15 protein-coding genes are annotated in these 15993 nt (G+C 68.8%); 8 read left to right on the top strand and 7 right to left on the bottom strand.

The features are described from left to right. Positions 1 to 42 precede the first annotated feature (42 nt). Positions 43 to 798: a TetR/AcrR family transcriptional regulator gene (locus tag FQ377_RS04825; RefSeq protein WP_148600140.1), complete on the top strand. Its 756-nt coding sequence runs from the start codon at positions 43 to 45 to the stop codon at positions 796 to 798. Beyond that, positions 795 to 2924: an acyl-CoA dehydrogenase family protein gene (locus tag FQ377_RS04820; RefSeq protein WP_148600139.1), complete on the top strand. Its 2130-nt coding sequence runs from the start codon at positions 795 to 797 to the stop codon at positions 2922 to 2924. Before FQ377_RS04825 ends, FQ377_RS04820 begins: the two co-directional genes overlap by 4 nt. A gap of 379 nt (positions 2925 to 3303) precedes the next feature. Here FQ377_RS04820 and glgA read toward each other — a convergent pair whose 3' ends face one another. Further along, complete coding sequence (gene glgA / locus FQ377_RS04815) at positions 3304 to 4497, bottom strand: glycogen synthase (RefSeq protein WP_148600138.1); 1194 nt, start codon at positions 4495 to 4497, stop codon at positions 3304 to 3306. Between the two features lie 127 nt (positions 4498 to 4624). On the opposite strand from glgA, the gene glgC reads away from it, so the two are divergent. Both glgC and pepN read left to right on the top strand, forming a co-directional pair. Continuing rightward, positions 4625 to 5869 carry a glucose-1-phosphate adenylyltransferase gene (gene glgC / locus FQ377_RS04810; RefSeq protein ID WP_148600137.1) on the top strand — a complete coding sequence of 415 codons (1245 nt, stop codon included), beginning with the start codon at positions 4625 to 4627 and terminating at the stop codon, positions 5867 to 5869. Between the two features lie 34 nt (positions 5870 to 5903). Then, complete coding sequence (pepN, locus tag FQ377_RS04805) at positions 5904 to 8513, top strand: aminopeptidase N (RefSeq protein ID WP_148600136.1); 2610 nt, start codon at positions 5904 to 5906, stop codon at positions 8511 to 8513. On the opposite strand, the gene FQ377_RS04800 is transcribed toward pepN, so the two are convergent. The 4 genes from FQ377_RS04800 to FQ377_RS04785 all read right to left on the bottom strand — a co-directional run bounded on the left by FQ377_RS04800 (position 8498) and on the right by FQ377_RS04785 (position 11736). Further along, entirely contained in the window at positions 8498 to 9574 is a 1077-nt protein-coding gene (locus FQ377_RS04800) for a lipoate-protein ligase LplAB (RefSeq protein ID WP_148600135.1), read from the bottom strand. The genes pepN and FQ377_RS04800 overlap by 16 nt on opposite strands. Before the next feature lie 156 nt (positions 9575 to 9730). Next, positions 9731 to 9988, bottom strand: coding sequence for a type B 50S ribosomal protein L31 (locus FQ377_RS04795; RefSeq protein ID WP_148600134.1), 258 nt, complete (start codon positions 9986 to 9988; stop codon positions 9731 to 9733). A 115-nt stretch (positions 9989 to 10103) separates the two neighbouring features. Beyond that, positions 10104 to 10907, bottom strand: coding sequence for a TrmH family RNA methyltransferase (locus FQ377_RS04790; protein WP_148600133.1), 804 nt, complete (start codon positions 10905 to 10907; stop codon positions 10104 to 10106). Between the two features lie 43 nt (positions 10908 to 10950). Next, positions 10951 to 11736 (bottom strand): ABC transporter ATP-binding protein, encoded by a 786-nt coding sequence (locus FQ377_RS04785; RefSeq protein WP_148600132.1) that lies wholly within the window; start codon positions 11734 to 11736, stop codon positions 10951 to 10953. Positions 11737 to 11846: 110 nt separating this feature from the next. Here FQ377_RS04785 and serB point away from each other — a divergent pair, with 110 nt between their 5' ends. Next, positions 11847 to 12728 (top strand): phosphoserine phosphatase SerB, encoded by an 882-nt coding sequence (gene serB / locus FQ377_RS04780; protein WP_148600131.1) that lies wholly within the window; start codon positions 11847 to 11849, stop codon positions 12726 to 12728. A gap of 19 nt (positions 12729 to 12747) precedes the next feature. On the opposite strand, the gene FQ377_RS04775 is transcribed toward serB, so the two are convergent. Both FQ377_RS04775 and fabG read right to left on the bottom strand, forming a co-directional pair. Next, a complete protein-coding gene (locus tag FQ377_RS04775) occupies positions 12748 to 13497 on the bottom strand; it encodes an SDR family oxidoreductase (protein ID WP_148600130.1) in 750 nt (249 codons plus the stop codon). A 65-nt stretch (positions 13498 to 13562) separates the two neighbouring features. Next, positions 13563 to 14294, bottom strand: a complete 732-nt coding sequence (gene fabG / locus FQ377_RS04770; RefSeq protein WP_148600129.1) for a 3-oxoacyl-ACP reductase FabG — start codon at positions 14292 to 14294, stop codon at positions 13563 to 13565. Positions 14295 to 14453: 159 nt separating this feature from the next. On the opposite strand from fabG, the gene FQ377_RS04765 reads away from it, so the two are divergent. From FQ377_RS04765 to FQ377_RS04755, 3 genes are read left to right on the top strand one after another with little or no spacing between them, the layout of a single operon-like run. Further along, positions 14454 to 14864 carry a DUF3099 domain-containing protein gene (locus FQ377_RS04765; protein ID WP_262364282.1) on the top strand — a complete coding sequence of 137 codons (411 nt, stop codon included), beginning with the start codon at positions 14454 to 14456 and terminating at the stop codon, positions 14862 to 14864. Beyond that, the gene (locus tag FQ377_RS04760) at positions 14857 to 15147 is read left to right on the top strand and encodes a hypothetical protein (RefSeq protein WP_262364281.1); all 291 of its coding nucleotides are present in this window, start codon (positions 14857 to 14859) and stop codon (positions 15145 to 15147) included. Before FQ377_RS04765 ends, FQ377_RS04760 begins: the two co-directional genes overlap by 8 nt. Next, the gene (locus FQ377_RS04755) at positions 15148 to 15987 is read left to right on the top strand and encodes an SURF1 family cytochrome oxidase biogenesis protein (protein WP_148600128.1); all 840 of its coding nucleotides are present in this window, start codon (positions 15148 to 15150) and stop codon (positions 15985 to 15987) included. Positions 15988 to 15993: the final 6 nt, after the last annotated feature.

Here is a 15993-nt window from a genome sequence, read left to right as displayed (position 1 = left end):
GGTGAGTTATCGATACCTATCGTAGCTGATACGCTTGGTATCATGAAGTTGGCCCCCGCTCCGACGAAGGCATCCGTGGCGCCGGATGAACGCTCCGAACTCGTCCCCGACGGGCGCTCCAGCCGCTGGGCGGAGCACCGCACCGAGCGACGCAGGGAGCTCATCAAGACTGCACGGCGGGCCATCGACGCCCTCGGTCCGGGAGCATCGATGGAGGACATTGCAGCTACCGCCGACACCTCCAAATCGGTGTACTACCGCTATTTCGGCGACAAGACCGGGCTGCAGCGGGCCGTGGCGGAAGTGGTGATCGCCCAGATGCAGCAGAGGGTGCTCGACGCCGCGAAGGCCGCGACCGGTCCGCGGGAGGGCTTCCACTCGATGGTGCTGGCCTACCTGCAGATGGCCAGGACGTCACCGAACGTCTACGCCTTCGTCACGCGGGTGGGGATCGCCGAGTCGAGCGCAGCGGGCGGGGACGGCGACGACACCCTCGCGCATTTCCTCGCGGCTGTGACCGCGATGATCTCGCGCCCCATGCGCGCCTACCTCCTCGCGCCCGAACGCTCCGCGGGCCCCGAGGACGCGGCTCCCGAGTACTGGCCCACGGCGGCGATCGGCATGGTGCGGGCCGTCGGCGAACAGTGGCTCTCCACGCCACCCGGGCCGCGCCGACCCACCGAGGAGCAGCTCGCCCGGTACATCACGGGCTGGCTCTTCGACGGCATCAGCCGTGACGAGGCCCTGATGCATCCCCTTTCCCCCCTCAGCCGTCCCCAAGCGAAGGACACGCCATGACACAGACCCTCTCCGCGCCGCAGCAGATCCCTGCCACCGTCGAGATCACCGACAACGACCAGGCCGTCGTCGACACCGCCGCGCTCGGCGAACTCCTCCTGGGACGGTGGGCCGACGTCCGCCGCACCGCGCGTGAGCTGGCAGGACGGCCCGAGGTGCACAAGATCGAAGGCCTCACGCACCACGACCACCGCGCACGCTGCTTCGACCAGCTGCACTACCTGGTCGAGCAGCAGGCGGTGCACCGGGCCTTCCCGGCCGCCTTCGGTGGGGAGGACAATCACGGCGGCAATGTGGCCGGTTTCGAGGAACTGGTGATCGCGGATCCGTCGCTGCAGATCAAGGCCGGCGTGCAGTGGGGCCTCTTCGGCTCCGCCGTGCTGCACCTCGGCACGGCGCAGCACCACGAGGCCTGGCTCCCGGGCATCATGTCCATGGAGATCCCCGGCTGCTTCGCCATGACCGAGACGGGCCACGGCAGCGACGTGGCGAGCATCGCCACCACCGCCACCTTCGATCCGGCGACGGACGAGTTCGTCATCGACACACCCTTCCGCGCGGCGTGGAAGGACTACATCGGCAACGGGGCCATCGACGGGCGGGCGGCCGTCGTGTTCGCCCAGCTCATCACCAACGGCGTCAACCACGGTGTCCATGGTCTCTATGTCGAGCTCCGCAACGAGGACGGGTCCTTCAGGCCCGGCGTCGGCGGGGAGGACGACGGCATCAAGGGCGGGCTGAACGGCATCGACAACGGTCGCCTGCACTTCGACGGTGTACGCGTGCCGCGGACCAATCTGCTCAACCGCTACGGCGACGTGGCGCCGGACGGCAGCTACACCTCGCCCATCGCCTCCCCGGGCCGGCGTTTCTTCACGATGCTCGGCACCCTCGTGCAGGGTCGCGTGTCGCTCGACGGCGCAGCGGTCGCGGCGAGCAAGCTCGCGTTGACCGCCGCCATCACCTACTCGACGCAGCGTCGCCAGTTCAACGGTTCCTCCGATCTCGTCGAGGAGGTCCTGATGGACTACCAGCGTCACCAGCGGCGCCTCCTGCCGCGGCTCGCGGCGACCTACGCGGCATCGTTCGCCCACGAGGAGCTGCTCGAGAAGTTCGACGACGTCTTCTCCGGGCAGCACGACACCGACGAGGACCGCCAGGACCTCGAGACCCTCGCGGCGGCCCTGAAGCCCCTGAGCACCTGGCTGGCACTGGACACACTTCAGGAGTGCCGGGAGGCCACCGGCGGCCAGGGCTTCCTGATCGAGAACCGGTTCGCCTCGCTGCGCGCCGACCTCGACGTGTACGTGACGTTCGAGGGCGACAACACGATCCTCCTCCAGCTCGTGGCCAAGCGACTGCTGACCGACTACGCCAAGGAATTCAAGGGCGTGGACTTCGGCGTGCTGGCGCGCTACGCCGTGTCCCAGGCCGCGGAGAAGACCCTGCACCGCTCCGGTCTGCGCCGGGTGGCGCAGACCGTGGCGGATTCGGGCTCCGAGAGGAAGTCGGCGATCGCGCTGCGCGACGAGGACACCCAGCGTGAGCTCCTCTCTGACCGTGTGCAGTCCCGCGTCGCCGATCTCGCCGTTGTCCTGCGCGGGGCGAAGGGGATGACCCAGGAGAAGTCCGCGGCACTGTTCAACGAGCACCAGAACGAACTCATCGAGGTGGCCCACGCACACGCCGAGCTCCTTCAGTGGGAGGCGTTCTCGCGGGGCCTGCAGAAGATCGAGGACCCGGGGACCAAGGAGGTCCTGACGCGCCTGCGCGATCTGTTCGGGCTGTGCCTGATCGAGAAGGACCTGGCGTGGTTCCTCATGAACGGCCGGCTCTCCTCCCAGCGGGCCCGTACCCTCGACGGCTACATCAACCGCCTGCTGACGAAGATCCGCCCACACGCGCTCGATCTGGTGGAGGCCTTCGGCTACGGACAGGAGCACCTGCGCTCGGCCGTGGCCAGCGGGGCCGAACGGGAGCGGCAGGAGGAGGCGGCCGCCTACATCCGGCGGCGCCGCGCCAGTGGTGACGCGCCGATCGACGAGAAGACCCTCCTCGCTCGCGCGGCCCGGGAGAAGAAGGCGAAGAAGGCGAGGAAGTCCGGGGCTGTCGCTGCCGCGAAGTAGGGCGCTGCGCCCGGCCGGTGCAATCCGTCGGAGGGTGGGCAGTCCATCCCATGTATCCGGGCCTCCCGGGAGGTGCGCCGTCCCACGGGAGGTGAGCCGTCGATCCCACCCTTCCGGGATCTCCGGTGGGAACGACCGGTCGTTCCCACGTGTCAGGTCTCAGCGGTGGGATCGACGGCGGGGTTTGGCACGGATGACTCCCCCGATCCCACCGTCCACGCCCGAATGGTGGGATCGGCCGGAGCTTGCGCTGTCCACGGCGTCCCACGTTCGAGGACTCGGACGAAGTTCTCCTGCTGCCGGGGGCTTCCTCTGGGTCGAGTGCGGTGGCCTGCAGATCTCCTCGCCCGAGCGGATGCCGGCCGTCCGCGGACCGGAGCTACAGGACGCCGCGGTAGACCTCCAGCGTCGCGTCGCCGATGGAACCCCAGTCGAACTGCTGCTCCGCGCGGGCGCGACCGGCGGCGCCCATCGCTGCCGCCCTCTCCGGATCCTGCACCACGGCGGTGAGGGCCGCGGCGAAGTCGGTCACGAAACCCTCCGGGTCAAGTGGCGTCCCCGTGCCGTCCTGGACCTGCTCGAGCGGCACCAGGATACCGGTGACGCCGTCGTCGACGACCTCGGGGATGCCGCCGGTGGCGGAGGCGACGACGGCGGCTCCGCAGGCCATCGCCTCGAGATTGACGATCCCGAGCGGCTCGTAGATCGAGGGGCACGCGAAGACGGTCGCGTGGCTGAGGATCTGGACCACCTCCCGCCGGGGAAGCATCTTCTCGATGAGCACCACCGAGCCGCGCCGCGCACGGAGGTCGTCGATCAGGCCCTGCGTCTCGGCGGCCAGCTCGGGTGTATCGGCGGCGCCGAGACACAGGACTAGCTGAACCTCGGCGGGTAGATATGCCGCCGCCCTCAGCAGATAGGGCACACCTTTCTGCCGGGTATTGCGCCCCACGAAGACCACGCTCGGCCGATCCGGATCGATGCCGTGGGTGCGCAGCACATCGTCGTCCTCGTCGCGCGACCACTGGGAGACATCGATACCGTTGTGGACCACGTGCACCTTGCCCGGATCGACGTCGGGGTAGCTGCGGAGGATGTCGGCGCGCATGCCCGCGGAGACAGCGATGACGGCGGCCGCCGCCTCGTAGGAGGTCTTCTCGGCCCAGGACGAGAGCGCATAGCCGCCGCCGAGCTGCTCGGCCTTCCACGGGCGCAGCGGCTCGAGGCTGTGGGCGCTCAGGACGTGCGGTATACCGTGCAGCAGCGCTGCGAGATGACCTGCCATGTTGGCGTACCAGGTGTGGGAGTGGACCAGATCGGCCCCGCTGATGCCCTCGAGCATCTGGAGGTCCGTCCCGAGTGTCTGCACCGCGGCGTTCGCCCCGACGAGACCCTCCGGCACACCGTAGGAGGACACCGAGGCGCCGTGGTACTCACCGGGTCGGGGCGCTCCGAAGGCGTGGACCCGCAACTCCACCTCGGCGGCGAGGACCCGGCTGAGCTCGGCGACGTGCACTCCCGCCCCACCGTAGATCTCGGGCGGGAACTCCTTGGTCACAATGTCTATACGCACTCCCTCAACGTAGTGCAGTAGGTCCGAGTCCTCTAGTGTGAGATGACCGGAGCGGTTCCGGGACGAAGACCTGCACCCGTCCGGGCAGCGGTCGACCGGGCAGGGCAATCAGGAGCGGGAGGTCGACGTGGCACCGAAGAAAGTACTCGCCGTCGTACTGGCAGGCGGGGAGGGCAAGCGGCTCATGCCGTTGACGGCCGACCGGGCGAAACCCGCTGTCCCCTTCGCGGGAAGCTACCGGCTGATCGACTTCGCCCTGTCGAACCTCGTCAACTCCCGGTACCTGCAGATCGTGGTGCTCACGCAGTACAAGTCCCACAGTCTCGACCGGCACGTCTCGGAGACGTGGCGCATGTCGACCCTCCTGCAGAACTACGTCGCGTCGGTGCCGGCGCAGCAGCGCCGGGGCAAGAGCTGGTTCCTCGGCAGCGCCAATGCGATCTACCAGTCGCTGAACCTGATCCACGACGCCCAGCCCGACATCGTGGTGGTGATCGGCGCGGACCACGTCTACCGCATGGACTTCGAACAGATGGTCGACGCCCACGTGAAGAGCGGCGCCTCGGTCAGCGTGGCCGCCGTGCGCCAACCGATGAATCTCGTCGACCAGTTCGGGGTCATCGAAGTGGATCCGGAGGACACCGGACGAATCAAGGCCTTCGTCGAGAAGCCCTCCAGCACCCCCGGCCTGCCCGACGACCCCGACAGCTTCCTCGCGTCCATGGGCAACTACGTCTTCACCACCGATGCCCTGCTGAAGGCACTCGAGGAGGACGCCGGGCGCCTCGACACGAAGCACGACATGGGCGGGGACATCATCCCCTACTTCGTGGAGCGCAATGACGCCGCCGTGTACGACTTCACCATGAACGAGATCCCCGGCTCCACCGATCGCGACCGCCAGTACTGGCGCGATGTCGGGACCATGGACTCGTACTACGACGCCAACATGGATCTGATCTCCCCGCTGCCGCTGTTCAACCTGTACAACCTGAAGTGGCCCATCTACACGCGGCAGAGCATCTCCCCGCCCGCCAAGTTCGTGCGTAGCTCCTCGGGCCGCTCGGGCGGGGCCCATGACTCGATCGTCTCGGCCGGCGTCGTGGTCTCCGGCGGGGCCGTCCAGTCCTCCATCCTCGCCACCGACGTCTTCGTCGACGATGCTGCGGAGGTGACCGGCTGTGTGCTGCTCGACAAGGTCCAGGTCGGCTCCGGAGCCGTGGTGCGGCGGGCGATCATCGACAAGAACGTGCGGATCCCCGCCGGCGCGAGGATCGGGGTGGATGCCGACGCGGATCGCCGTCGCGGCTTCGCCGTCACGGACTCCGGCCTGACCATCATCAGCAAGGGCCAGGCCGTTCCCCCGGAGTGAGTGCGCAGCCGGTGCTGCGTGGTTGAATATCCGGATGGAGAACGAGAACCTGGGCCGGGACGAAGCCGCTGCACGCTCGGCACTGCTGGAGACCGAGAGCTACGCCGTCGAACTCGACCTTTCAGGGGCCCGCTCGGCCGGGGAGACCACCTATCCGAGCACCACGACGATTGTCTTCGGCTGCCGTGAGCCGGGCAGCAGCACCTTCCTGGACTTCATCGGCGAAGTCGTAGGGCTGGAACTGAACGGCACGGTACTCGATCCCGCCGCCGCGAGCGACGGCGCCCGGGTGGTGCTCCACGACCTGGCGGAGCACAATACCGTGACCGTGACCGGACGCGCACGCTACAGCTCCAGCGGCGAGGGCCTCCATCGCTTCGTGGACCCGGCCGACGGCGAGACGTATCTCTACACGCAGTACGAGCCCGCGGACGCACGGCGCGTCTTCGCCGACTTCGAGCAACCCGATCTGAAGGCCTCCTTCTCCTTCAGCGTCATCGCACCCGCGGACTGGACGGTCGCCTCCAACGGTGCCGAGGCGGACGTGGTCGCGTCCGAGCACTTCCCCATACCGGTCTCGCGCTGGACGTTCGCCCCGACCCGGCGCATCTCCACCTACATCACCACCGTGCTCGCCGGCCCCTACCACCGCGAGACCGATGTCTGGACGGGCAGGCCCGGCACGGCCGGAGAGGGCCTCGAGATTCCGCTCGCCCTCTACTGCAGGCGGTCCCTCGCGCCCTCGCTGGACGCACCGGAGATCTTCGACACGACCAGGCGCGGACTCGACCTCTTCCACGATCTCTTCGACTACCCCTATCCGTTCGGCAAGTACGACCAGGCGTTCGTCCCGGAGTACAACCTCGGGGCCATGGAGAACCCCGGTCTCGTGACCTTCACGGAGGACTACGTCTTCCAGTCCGCCGCCACCGAGGCGCAGCGGGAGGCCCGGGCGAACACGATCATGCACGAGATGGCCCACATGTGGTTCGGCGATCTGGTGACCATGTCGTGGTGGGACGACCTGTGGCTCAAGGAATCCTTCGCCGACTACATGGGCGCGCTGGCCGTGGCGGAGGCGACGCGGTGGAGTTCCTCCTGGGTCAGCTTCGCGAACCGCCGGAAGGCGTGGGCCTACGTCCAGGACCAGCTCCCGACGACACACCCGATCGTCGCGGACATCCCGGACCTGGAGGCCGCGAAGCAGAACTTCGACGGGATCACCTATGCCAAGGGCGCCTCCGTGCTGAAGCAGCTCGTGGCCTTCGTGGGCCGGGACGCCTTCTTCGACGCTGCACGGACGTACTTCCGGAAGCACGAGTACGGGAACACCACGCTGGCCGACCTCCTCGACGTCCTCGCCGACGCCACCGGGGAGGACCTGGGCGCCTGGTCACGATCCTGGCTGCTGACCTCTGGAGTTCCTGCACTGCAGGCGGAGGTCACGGTCGAGGCCGGCCGCTTCACGGACGTCACCATCGTGCAGGACGCACCGGATCCCGTCACCGGTCGCCAGCAGCCGCGCCCGCACCGCATCAGGGTGGGCCTGTACGACGTGGACGACGACGGCTGGCTGGTCCGCACGTCATCCGAGTCCGTGACCGTCGAGGGAGGACGCACACCCGTCCCTGCGCTCGCGGGCACAACCCAGCCGGAGCTGCTTCTGGTCAACGACGACGATCTGACCTACGCGGCCATTTCCTTCGACGAACGCTCACTCTCGACGCTCCTGACCTCGATCCACCGGCTGCGCGATCCGCTGGCGCGAGCAACGTGCCTCGGCGCCCTCTGGACCAGCACGAGGAATGCACTCCTGCCGGTCCCCTCCTACCTCGGAGCGGTGCTGCTCGCTGCCCCGGCCGAGACGAATGTGGGTGTCCTCCAGGTCATGCTGGCCAACGCCCGTGCGGCGATCGAGACGCTCGCACCGGCAGCGCTGCGTCCGGGACTGCACGACCGGCTGGCGGCATGCCTCCGCGACGGGCTGCACGAGGCGCACGCCGGTTCCGATCTGCAACTCGTCTGGGCACGTGCGCTCGCCCTCACCTCACGCAGCGCCAGGAACTCGGCGGACCTGATCCGCGCGGTCCTGGACGGGGACGAGCGGATCCCCGGACTGCGCGTCGACGCGGAACTGCGCTGGTTGTTCCTGCAGGCTCTCGCTGCCCAGGGGCGGATCCTCCCGGGCGAATTGGAGACCGAGCGCGAGGCGGACAGGACGGCGTCGGGGCAGGTCGGCTTCACGCTCGCCTCCTCGGCGATTCCGGACGCCACCATCAAGAGGGCCACCTGGGACGAGACCGTGCACAACGACCGGCTGTCCAATGAGCTCCTCAGCGCGGCGATCGAGGGATTCGTGCTCGGTTCCCGCGAGCTCCGGGTGCAGTACGAGGAGCCGTACTTCGAGGTGCTCCGCACTGTCTGGGCGACGCGCGGCATCGAGATGGCCAGCAGGATCGTCCGGGGTCTCTATCCGGGGCGGCAGGATCTGGCGTCCACCCCCGAGGACCACGCCGTCGTCGTGCGCACGGATGGCTGGCTGACGGCGAATCCGGACGCCCCGGCCGCCCTGCGCCGCATCATCGTGGAGGAGCGCGACCACCTGCTGCGCTCACTGCGAGCCCAGGCTCAGGGGACGCGGTAGAGCCACTCCTCCGTGCCGAACTTCTGCCCCACGAGCTCCTCGGCGCGACGGAGATCGTCGGCGGTCAGGGTGGCGTCGACGGCGCCGTAGCGTCGACGGAAGGTCGCCGTCATGACATCGATGATCTCCTCGCGCGAGATCCCCGTCTGGCGGCGCAGCGGGTCCACCCGCTTCTTTGCGCTCCCGGTGCCCTTGTCGGAGAGCTTCTCCTTGCCGATCCGCAGCACCTCGAGCATCTTGTCGGCGTCGATGTCGTAGCTCATGGTCACATGGTGCAGCATCCCGCCGCCCGCGAGGCGCTTCTGCGCGGCCCCTCCGATCTTCCCCATGCTCGTCGCGATGTCGTTCAACGGCTGGTACCAGGCCTCGATGCCGAGAGCCCCCAGTGCCTCCATGACCCACGCGTCGAGGAACGGGTAGGAGTCCGCGAAGCTGAGGCCGTCCACGAGCGACTGCGGCAGGTAGAGAGAGTAGGTGATCGCGTTGCCGTGCTCCATGAACATCGCCCCACCGCCGCTGATACGGCGCACCACGGTGACTCCGTGCAGTTCGGCGCCCTCGGGATCGATCTCGTTGCGGACGGACTGGAAACTGCCGATCACCACCGACGGCGATTCCCACTCCCAGAACCGCAGTGTCGGATTCCGCAGGCCGGCGCCGACGTCTCGGGACAGGATCTCGTCCATGGCGACGTGCATGGCCGTCGGGAGCGGTGTGGGAGGAATGATCTCCCACTGGTGGTCCGAGAAACCGGATGCCTTGCCCAGGGCACGGCGCACTGCCGTGGCGATGGCGGTCGGCGAGAAACCGAACAGCACCACCGACGGGTCCAGGGCTGCCGTGATCGCCGCTGCGAGTTCGCCCGGCCCCGTCTCGGCAGGCAGCCCCTCGAGAGCCGCGTTGATGTCGAGCAGCGCCTCGTCGGGTTCGAGGAAGAAATCGCCGTTCACGGACACGCCGCTGAGGCGACCGTCCGCCACCGAGAGGTCGACCGCGGTGAGCTTCCCGCCCGGGGTCTTGTACTCGCCGTGCAGTCGCTCGGTGTCCGCTGGGTGGGCCATGGTGCTGCTCTCCTCGGTACGGGGTGGACCCGTGCTCGGTGCTCGATGACGGTGATCTGCTGGGTGATCGGTTAAACGGGAGAAGCCACACCGGGCGGGTATGGCTTCTCCTTGCGGTCGGGGTGCTCGACACCCGGCGTCCTGCGTGATGCTGGGCTACTTCTTGCCGCCGAAATTCTTGAAGCGGGCGTTGAAGCGCTCCACGCGACCGGCGGAGTCCATGATCCGCTGCTTGCCCGTGTAGAACGGGTGCGATTCCGAGGAGATCTCGACCTCGATGAGCGGGTACGTGTTGCCGTCCTCCCACTCGATGGTCTTGGACGATCCGGCAGTCGACCTGGTCAGGAACGCCTTGTCGGAGGCCAGGTCGCGGAACACGATCGACTGGTACTTGGGGTGAGTGTCAGACTTCACGGGACTACCTTCTCTGGTTGCCTGGATTTTGCCAGGCACGGGTGGTGGAAAGAGTGGCAACGGGGCCAGCTGTCCATACTAGCGCAGCAGGGGGTCCACCGCGAGAAGGGCGCGGTCAGGCACGGCACTGCCAGAAGGCGACGGCGGCCGCGGCTGCCACGTTCAGGGAGTCCACCCCGGCGTGCATGGGGATGGTGAGCGTGATGTCGGCACGGTCGAGGGCGCCGGCGCTCAGACCGTCGCCCTCCGTCCCCAGCAGCAGGGCCAGGCGCTCGTGCGCGCGGGCGTCGAACGCATCCAGCGGCGTGGCATCGGCACCCAGCCCGAGCGCGGCGACGGTGAATCCTGCAGCGCTGAGGCGACCGAGATCCTCCGGCCAGGTGCCCAGCCTGAGCCAGGGCACCTGCAGCACGCTCCCCATGCTCACCCGGACCGCGCGGCGGTAGAGCGGATCGGCGCTGCGCGGGCTGAGCAGCACGGCATCGATCCCGAGGGCGGCGGCGGACCGGAAGACCGCGCCGAGATTGGTGTGGTCGATCATGTCCTCGATCACGGCGATGCGCCGGGCGGAGGCCAGCACGTCGGGCAGGTCCAGGGGCTCCGGCCGGTGCAGAGCAGCCAGCGCGCCGCGGTGGAGATGGAAGCCCGTGATCGCCTGCAGCGTGGCCTCGGAGGCGATGAAGGCCGGGATCTCGGGGAATCGTGCGAGCACGTCCCCGAGCCCCGGCAACCAGGCAGGGGTGAGCAGGAACGATCGCGGGGCGTGCCCGGCGTCGATCGCCCGGCGCAGCACCTTCGGTCCCTCCGCGATGTAGAGCCCCTCGACTGGTTCCTTCAGCAGCCGGAGCTGGACATCCGTGAGCCCCAGGTAGTCGGAGATCCGCGGGTCGTCGGCAGCGGCGATCTCGACGATCGGCATCAGGAGTGACCCGGACGACCCGGACGACCCGCGGTCCGTCCGGTCACGCCCGGGCGACGGCGCTGTAGCGGCCGTTCTCCTCGCTGACCCGGAGCTCGACGTCGAACGCCGCACCGAGATTCTCCTCGGTCAGCACCTCCCCGATGACCCCGGACGAGACCACCGCTCCGTCGCGCAGCAGCATGGCGTGCGTGAAGCCGGGAGGGACTTCCTCGAGGTGGTGCGTGACGAGCACCATGGCGGGTGCGTCCTCGTCCCGGGCCAGCTCGCTCAACCGGCGCACGAGATCCTCCCGTCCGGCGAGATCGAGACCGGCGGCCGGTTCGTCCAGGAGCAGCAGCTCCGGGTCGGCCATGAGCGCCCGGGCGATCTGCACGCGCTTGCGCTCACCCTCGCTCAGCGAGCCGAAGGGCCGGCTCATGAAGCGTGACACCCCCCAGGCGTCGAGCAACCGGAACGCGCGGCGCTCGTCGAGGCGTTCGTACTCCTCGCGCCAGCGGCCCGTGACACCGTAGGAGGCCGTCACGACGACATTCAGGACGGTCTCCTGCTCCGGCACCTGCGCGGCGAGGGCAGCCGAGGCGAGCCCGATACGGGGGCGCAGCTCGAAGACGTCGACGGCGCCCATCACCTCGTCGAGGATCCCGACCACGCCGCTGGTGGGATGGAGGCGCGCTCCGGCGAGCTGCAGCAGGGTGGTCTTGCCCGCTCCGTTGGGGCCCATGACCACCCACCGCTCCCCCTCGCCGACCTGCCAGTCGATGCCGTCGAGCAGCGTCTTGCCACCCCTGACCAGGCTCACTCCTGCCAGTTCCAGAACGTCACTCATGGTCCTAGACACTAGGCTAAGGAGCAGCTCCGTGGCGACATCGGAGGTCCCTCCGGGCAGGCCGCGGGCGCGGACGCGTGACGCCGGTAGGGCGGGAACAGGAACGCATCATGACGCAGAACCTCCGGGTGGTGGCCTATGCCGAACGGCTCGACGACGGTCACCGCACCTCCCTGCTCGCGGTCCTGCGCGAGCTCGGACGGGTGGTCGACGAAGCAGGGGCGCGGACGCCGAGGTTCGAGGTCCTCACCCTGGAGCTCGTACCCTCCGCTCCGACGTCGAGGATCCGGGTGGCCCTGCGCACCTGGAGCCCGACGACGGGCGCCGGTGCCGCCGTCGTCCCGGCACCCGTGTACCTGCCCGGACCGAAGCTGCTCATCCTGGACGTCGATTCGACCCTCATCAGGCAGGAGGTCATCGAACTGCTCGCGGCCCACGCGGGCCGGGAGGCGGAGGTGGCCGCAGTGACCGATGCCGCCATGCGCGGCGAGCTCGACTTCGCGCAGTCGCTGCACCAGCGGGTCCTCGCCCTGCGGGGACTCCCGGTCTCGGTCATCGACGACGTCGTCGACCGGATCGAGCTCAGCGTCGGCGCCGAACGGCTCGTCAGCGCCTACCACCGCGCGGGGCACCCCGTGGGTGTCGTCTCCGGCGGCTTCTCCCAGGTGCTGGATCCTCTGGCGGCACGACTCCGCCTCACCTTCGCGGTGGCGAACGAGCTCGAGATCGCGGACGGCCGCCTGACCGGCCGCGTCTCGGGCGCCGTCGTCGACCGCCGCACGAAGGAGCGGGTGCTGCGGGAGTCCGCCGCACGCGCAGCCGTCCCCCTGGCCGCGACGGTCGCGGTGGGCGACGGCGCCAACGACCTCGACATGCTGGCCGCCGCCGGTCTCGGCGTCGCGTTCAACGCCAAACCCGCCGTGCGTGCCGCGGCGGGGGCGGCCCTCGATCTGCCGGACCTCGACGTGGTCCGGCACCTGTCGGACGTCTAGCCCGACTGCCGGGGGCGGGTCAGCTCTTGGCCAGGAAATCCTCGGCGCCGCCCACGTACTCGGTGTGCCCGGTGGGTACCTCGCTCGTGGCCATCCTGACGATCTCGGTGGCGAATTCGGCCACGGAGTAGAGTCGCCCGGCCTCCTGCCGCCGCGCCTCGATGGCACCGGGCGTGGCGCGGTCCAGCAGGGTGGCCGTGACCGTTCCCTCGATCATGTCCCCGGAGACGACCACGAACGAGATCCCCTTCGCCTCCAACTCCGGGATCATGGCCCGCAGGGCGTCCTCACCGGCCCGCTTGCTGCGGGCCACCGGCTCGTAGGCCTCCATGGTCTCGACCTTCTCCACGAAGTGCGCCTGGTGGCTCGTGATGAACACCACGCGCGAGCCCGGCGGCATCACCTCGACGGCCGCGGTCAGCATGGCCACCTGGGCATCGCGATTGAGCCGCAGGGCGTAGTCCTCCCCCATCGTGGACTCCATGCCTCCGGAGGCGTTGAGCACCAGCAGGTCCAGCCCGCCGAACGAGGTCACGGCGGCGTCGACGAGCGCCGCAGGACCGTCGGGGGCGGTCAGGTCGGCCCCCACGGCGACCGCCCGCCCGCCCGCGGCTTCGATGCCGGCGACCACCTTGGTGGCGCGCGGCGCCTTCTGCCGGTAGTTGACGACGACGGCGGCACCCTGCGCCGCGAGTTGCGTCGCGACGTCGGCTCCGATGCCGCGTGAGGATCCGGTGACTATTGCTGTGGTGCCCTCGAGGGTGGCCATGATGCTCCTTCTGGTCGGGGTGGAAGCTGTGCCGGGGACGGCCGGGGACGAAGGGTCCGGGGGGGTCAGTGGCCCATGCCCAGACCGCCGTCGACGGGGATGACGGCGCCGGAGATGTAGCCCGCCGAGTCCCCCGCGAGCCAGGTCACGACGCCGGCCACCTCCTCGGGCGAGGCGAAGCGGCCTGCGGGAATGGTGGCGAGATAGCTCGTCCGCGTGGCGTCGGGCAGTTCGGCCGTCATATCGGTGTCGATGAAGCCGGGAGCGACCACATTGGCGGTGATCCCGCGGGACCCAAGCTCGCGCGTGATGGACCGGGCCATGCCCACGAGTCCGGCCTTGGAGGCCGAATAGTTGATCTGGCCGGGAGCGCCGTAGAGACCGGTGACGCTCGAGATGAGGATGATGCGTCCTCGCTTGAGGCGGATCATGCCGCGTGAGGCACGCTTGACCACCCGGAAGGCCCCCGAGAGATTGGTGTCGACGACGTCGGTGAAGTCGTCCTCGCTCATGCGCAGGAGCAATGTGTCGCGAGTGATTCCGGCGTTCGCCACGAGCACCTCGACCGGGCCGTGCTCGGCCTCGACCTGGGAGAAGGCGGCGTCGATCTGCTCCCCGCTGGTGACGTCGGCCCGGACTCCGAGCATTCCGGCGGGAATCTCACCTTTCCGGTACGTGATGGCAACCTTGTCGCCGTTGGCTACGAATGACTTTGCGATAGCAAGTCCGATACCGCGGTTGCCACCGGTGACCAGGACACTCCGACCGGTCGTCTTGCTCTCTGCACCAGGTGCCAAGGGGAAACTCCTCTGTCTGCGGACCCGGAAGGGTCCGTGGTGTTCTTCGGTTCATGGAAGAACCACTGTCGAACTGTCCCGACGATCCTAACGGCGCTTTCCTCGACTTCGGGAACGGGACCCGAAGTGAGATAATGGGGGGAGTCTTCTTGGAGTGTGATGAGCAAGCAAACCAAGCACAACCCAGACATCCACAGCATCTCCGATGCGCGTGAGTCCCACACGGACGAAATGCGAAGCCGCATGATCCGGTACTCCGTGTCCATGAGTATCCGCCTCGTCTGTTTCATCCTCGTGTTCGTGGTCCCCTACCCCTGGCTCCAGTGGGTCATGATCGCCGGAGCAGTGTTCCTGCCGTACTTCGCCGTGATCCTCGCCAACGGGGGGAGCGACACCAGCAGCATCCGCCACAGCGACGCCCTGATCGATCGTGCTCCGGTGCGGGAGATCGAAGCGAAGGTCAGCGATGCGGGAGCAGACGACGGTTCGGTCCTCAGCGGTGAAATCCTCGATGACCCCGCGAGTCCGCACGGCTCCCACACCCCCGGGAGGACGGGTGCCGATGCCTGACCCATCAGCGCAGCCACGCCCTCCTGCCGCGGAAGCGGGTCTCGGTCTGTTCGCGGTACCGCAGCGCGGCGACGGCCGGCGGGTCTGCTCGCGCAAGAATTGCAGCGCGCCTGCCCTCTGGCAGGTGCTGTGGAACAATCCTCGTCTCCATACGCCCGAGCGGCGGAAGGCCTGGGGGGCGTGCGCCGACCACAGGACGTGGTTCGAGGAGTACCTGGGAGAGCGCGGCCTGTGGAAGGAGACGCTCCCCCTCGCCGCCGACCAGCCCATGGAGACCCGCTAGGTGTACCGCTTCCTGTTCTCCGCACGCTGGCTGGGCTGGCTGGCCCTTGTGGTGCTGATCGCCGCCGGGTGCGTGGGTCTCGGACGATGGCAGTTCGAGCGGCGGGAGGCGGTCGTCGCCGACATCGAGCGCATCGAGGCCAACTACGATGCAGAGCCCGTGGACTACGTCCCGGGCGAGAGGCTCCTCGACAGCTATGATCCCGCCCGGGAATGGACGCCGGTCACCTTCGTGGGAACCTATGACATCGATCAGCAGGTGGTCGTGCGGAACCGGCCCCTCAACGGCCAACCCGGGTACGAGATCCTCACCCCGCTGAAGCTCGGGGACGGCTCGGCCGTGGTGATAGATCGTGGCTGGCTGCCGATCGGCAATGCGGAGGCCGGGCGCCCGGACGAGATCCCCGCCCCTCCCCGCGGCGAGGTGGCGGTCACGGCCCGGATCAAACCGGCCGAGCCCGCCGTCAATCGCGGCGCCCCCGAGGGCCAGGTGGCGTCCATCGACCTCGCGTCGCTGGCCGAGGGACTCGAGTATCCGTTGCAGGACGCGGCCTACGGATTGCTGGCCCTCGAGCGGCCCTCCGCAGCACAGACTCCGATCGCCCCGCCGAAACCCTCCATCGACGAGGGACCCCACCTGTCGTACGCCCTCCAGTGGTTCGCCTTCGGCGTTCTCGCGTTCGTGGGCCTCGGCTACGCCGCCCGGCAGCAGCGCCGCAGCGACGGGGAACGGGAGGGTACACGAGCAAAGTCCACCACTCGCCGTCGGCGTCCGTCGGCCGAGGAGGAGGAGGATGCAATCCTCGATTCCCAGACCTTGCGCGACGAGGCCCGCAAGTGACCGGGC

Origin of the sequence: Arthrobacter echini (assembly GCF_008107445.1) — a bacterium.
GTDB lineage: Bacteria > Actinomycetota > Actinomycetes > Actinomycetales > Micrococcaceae > Arthrobacter_D > Arthrobacter_D echini_A.
Note: the sequence above shows the minus strand (reverse complement) of the source record. Positions and strands in the feature narration are given on the sequence as shown.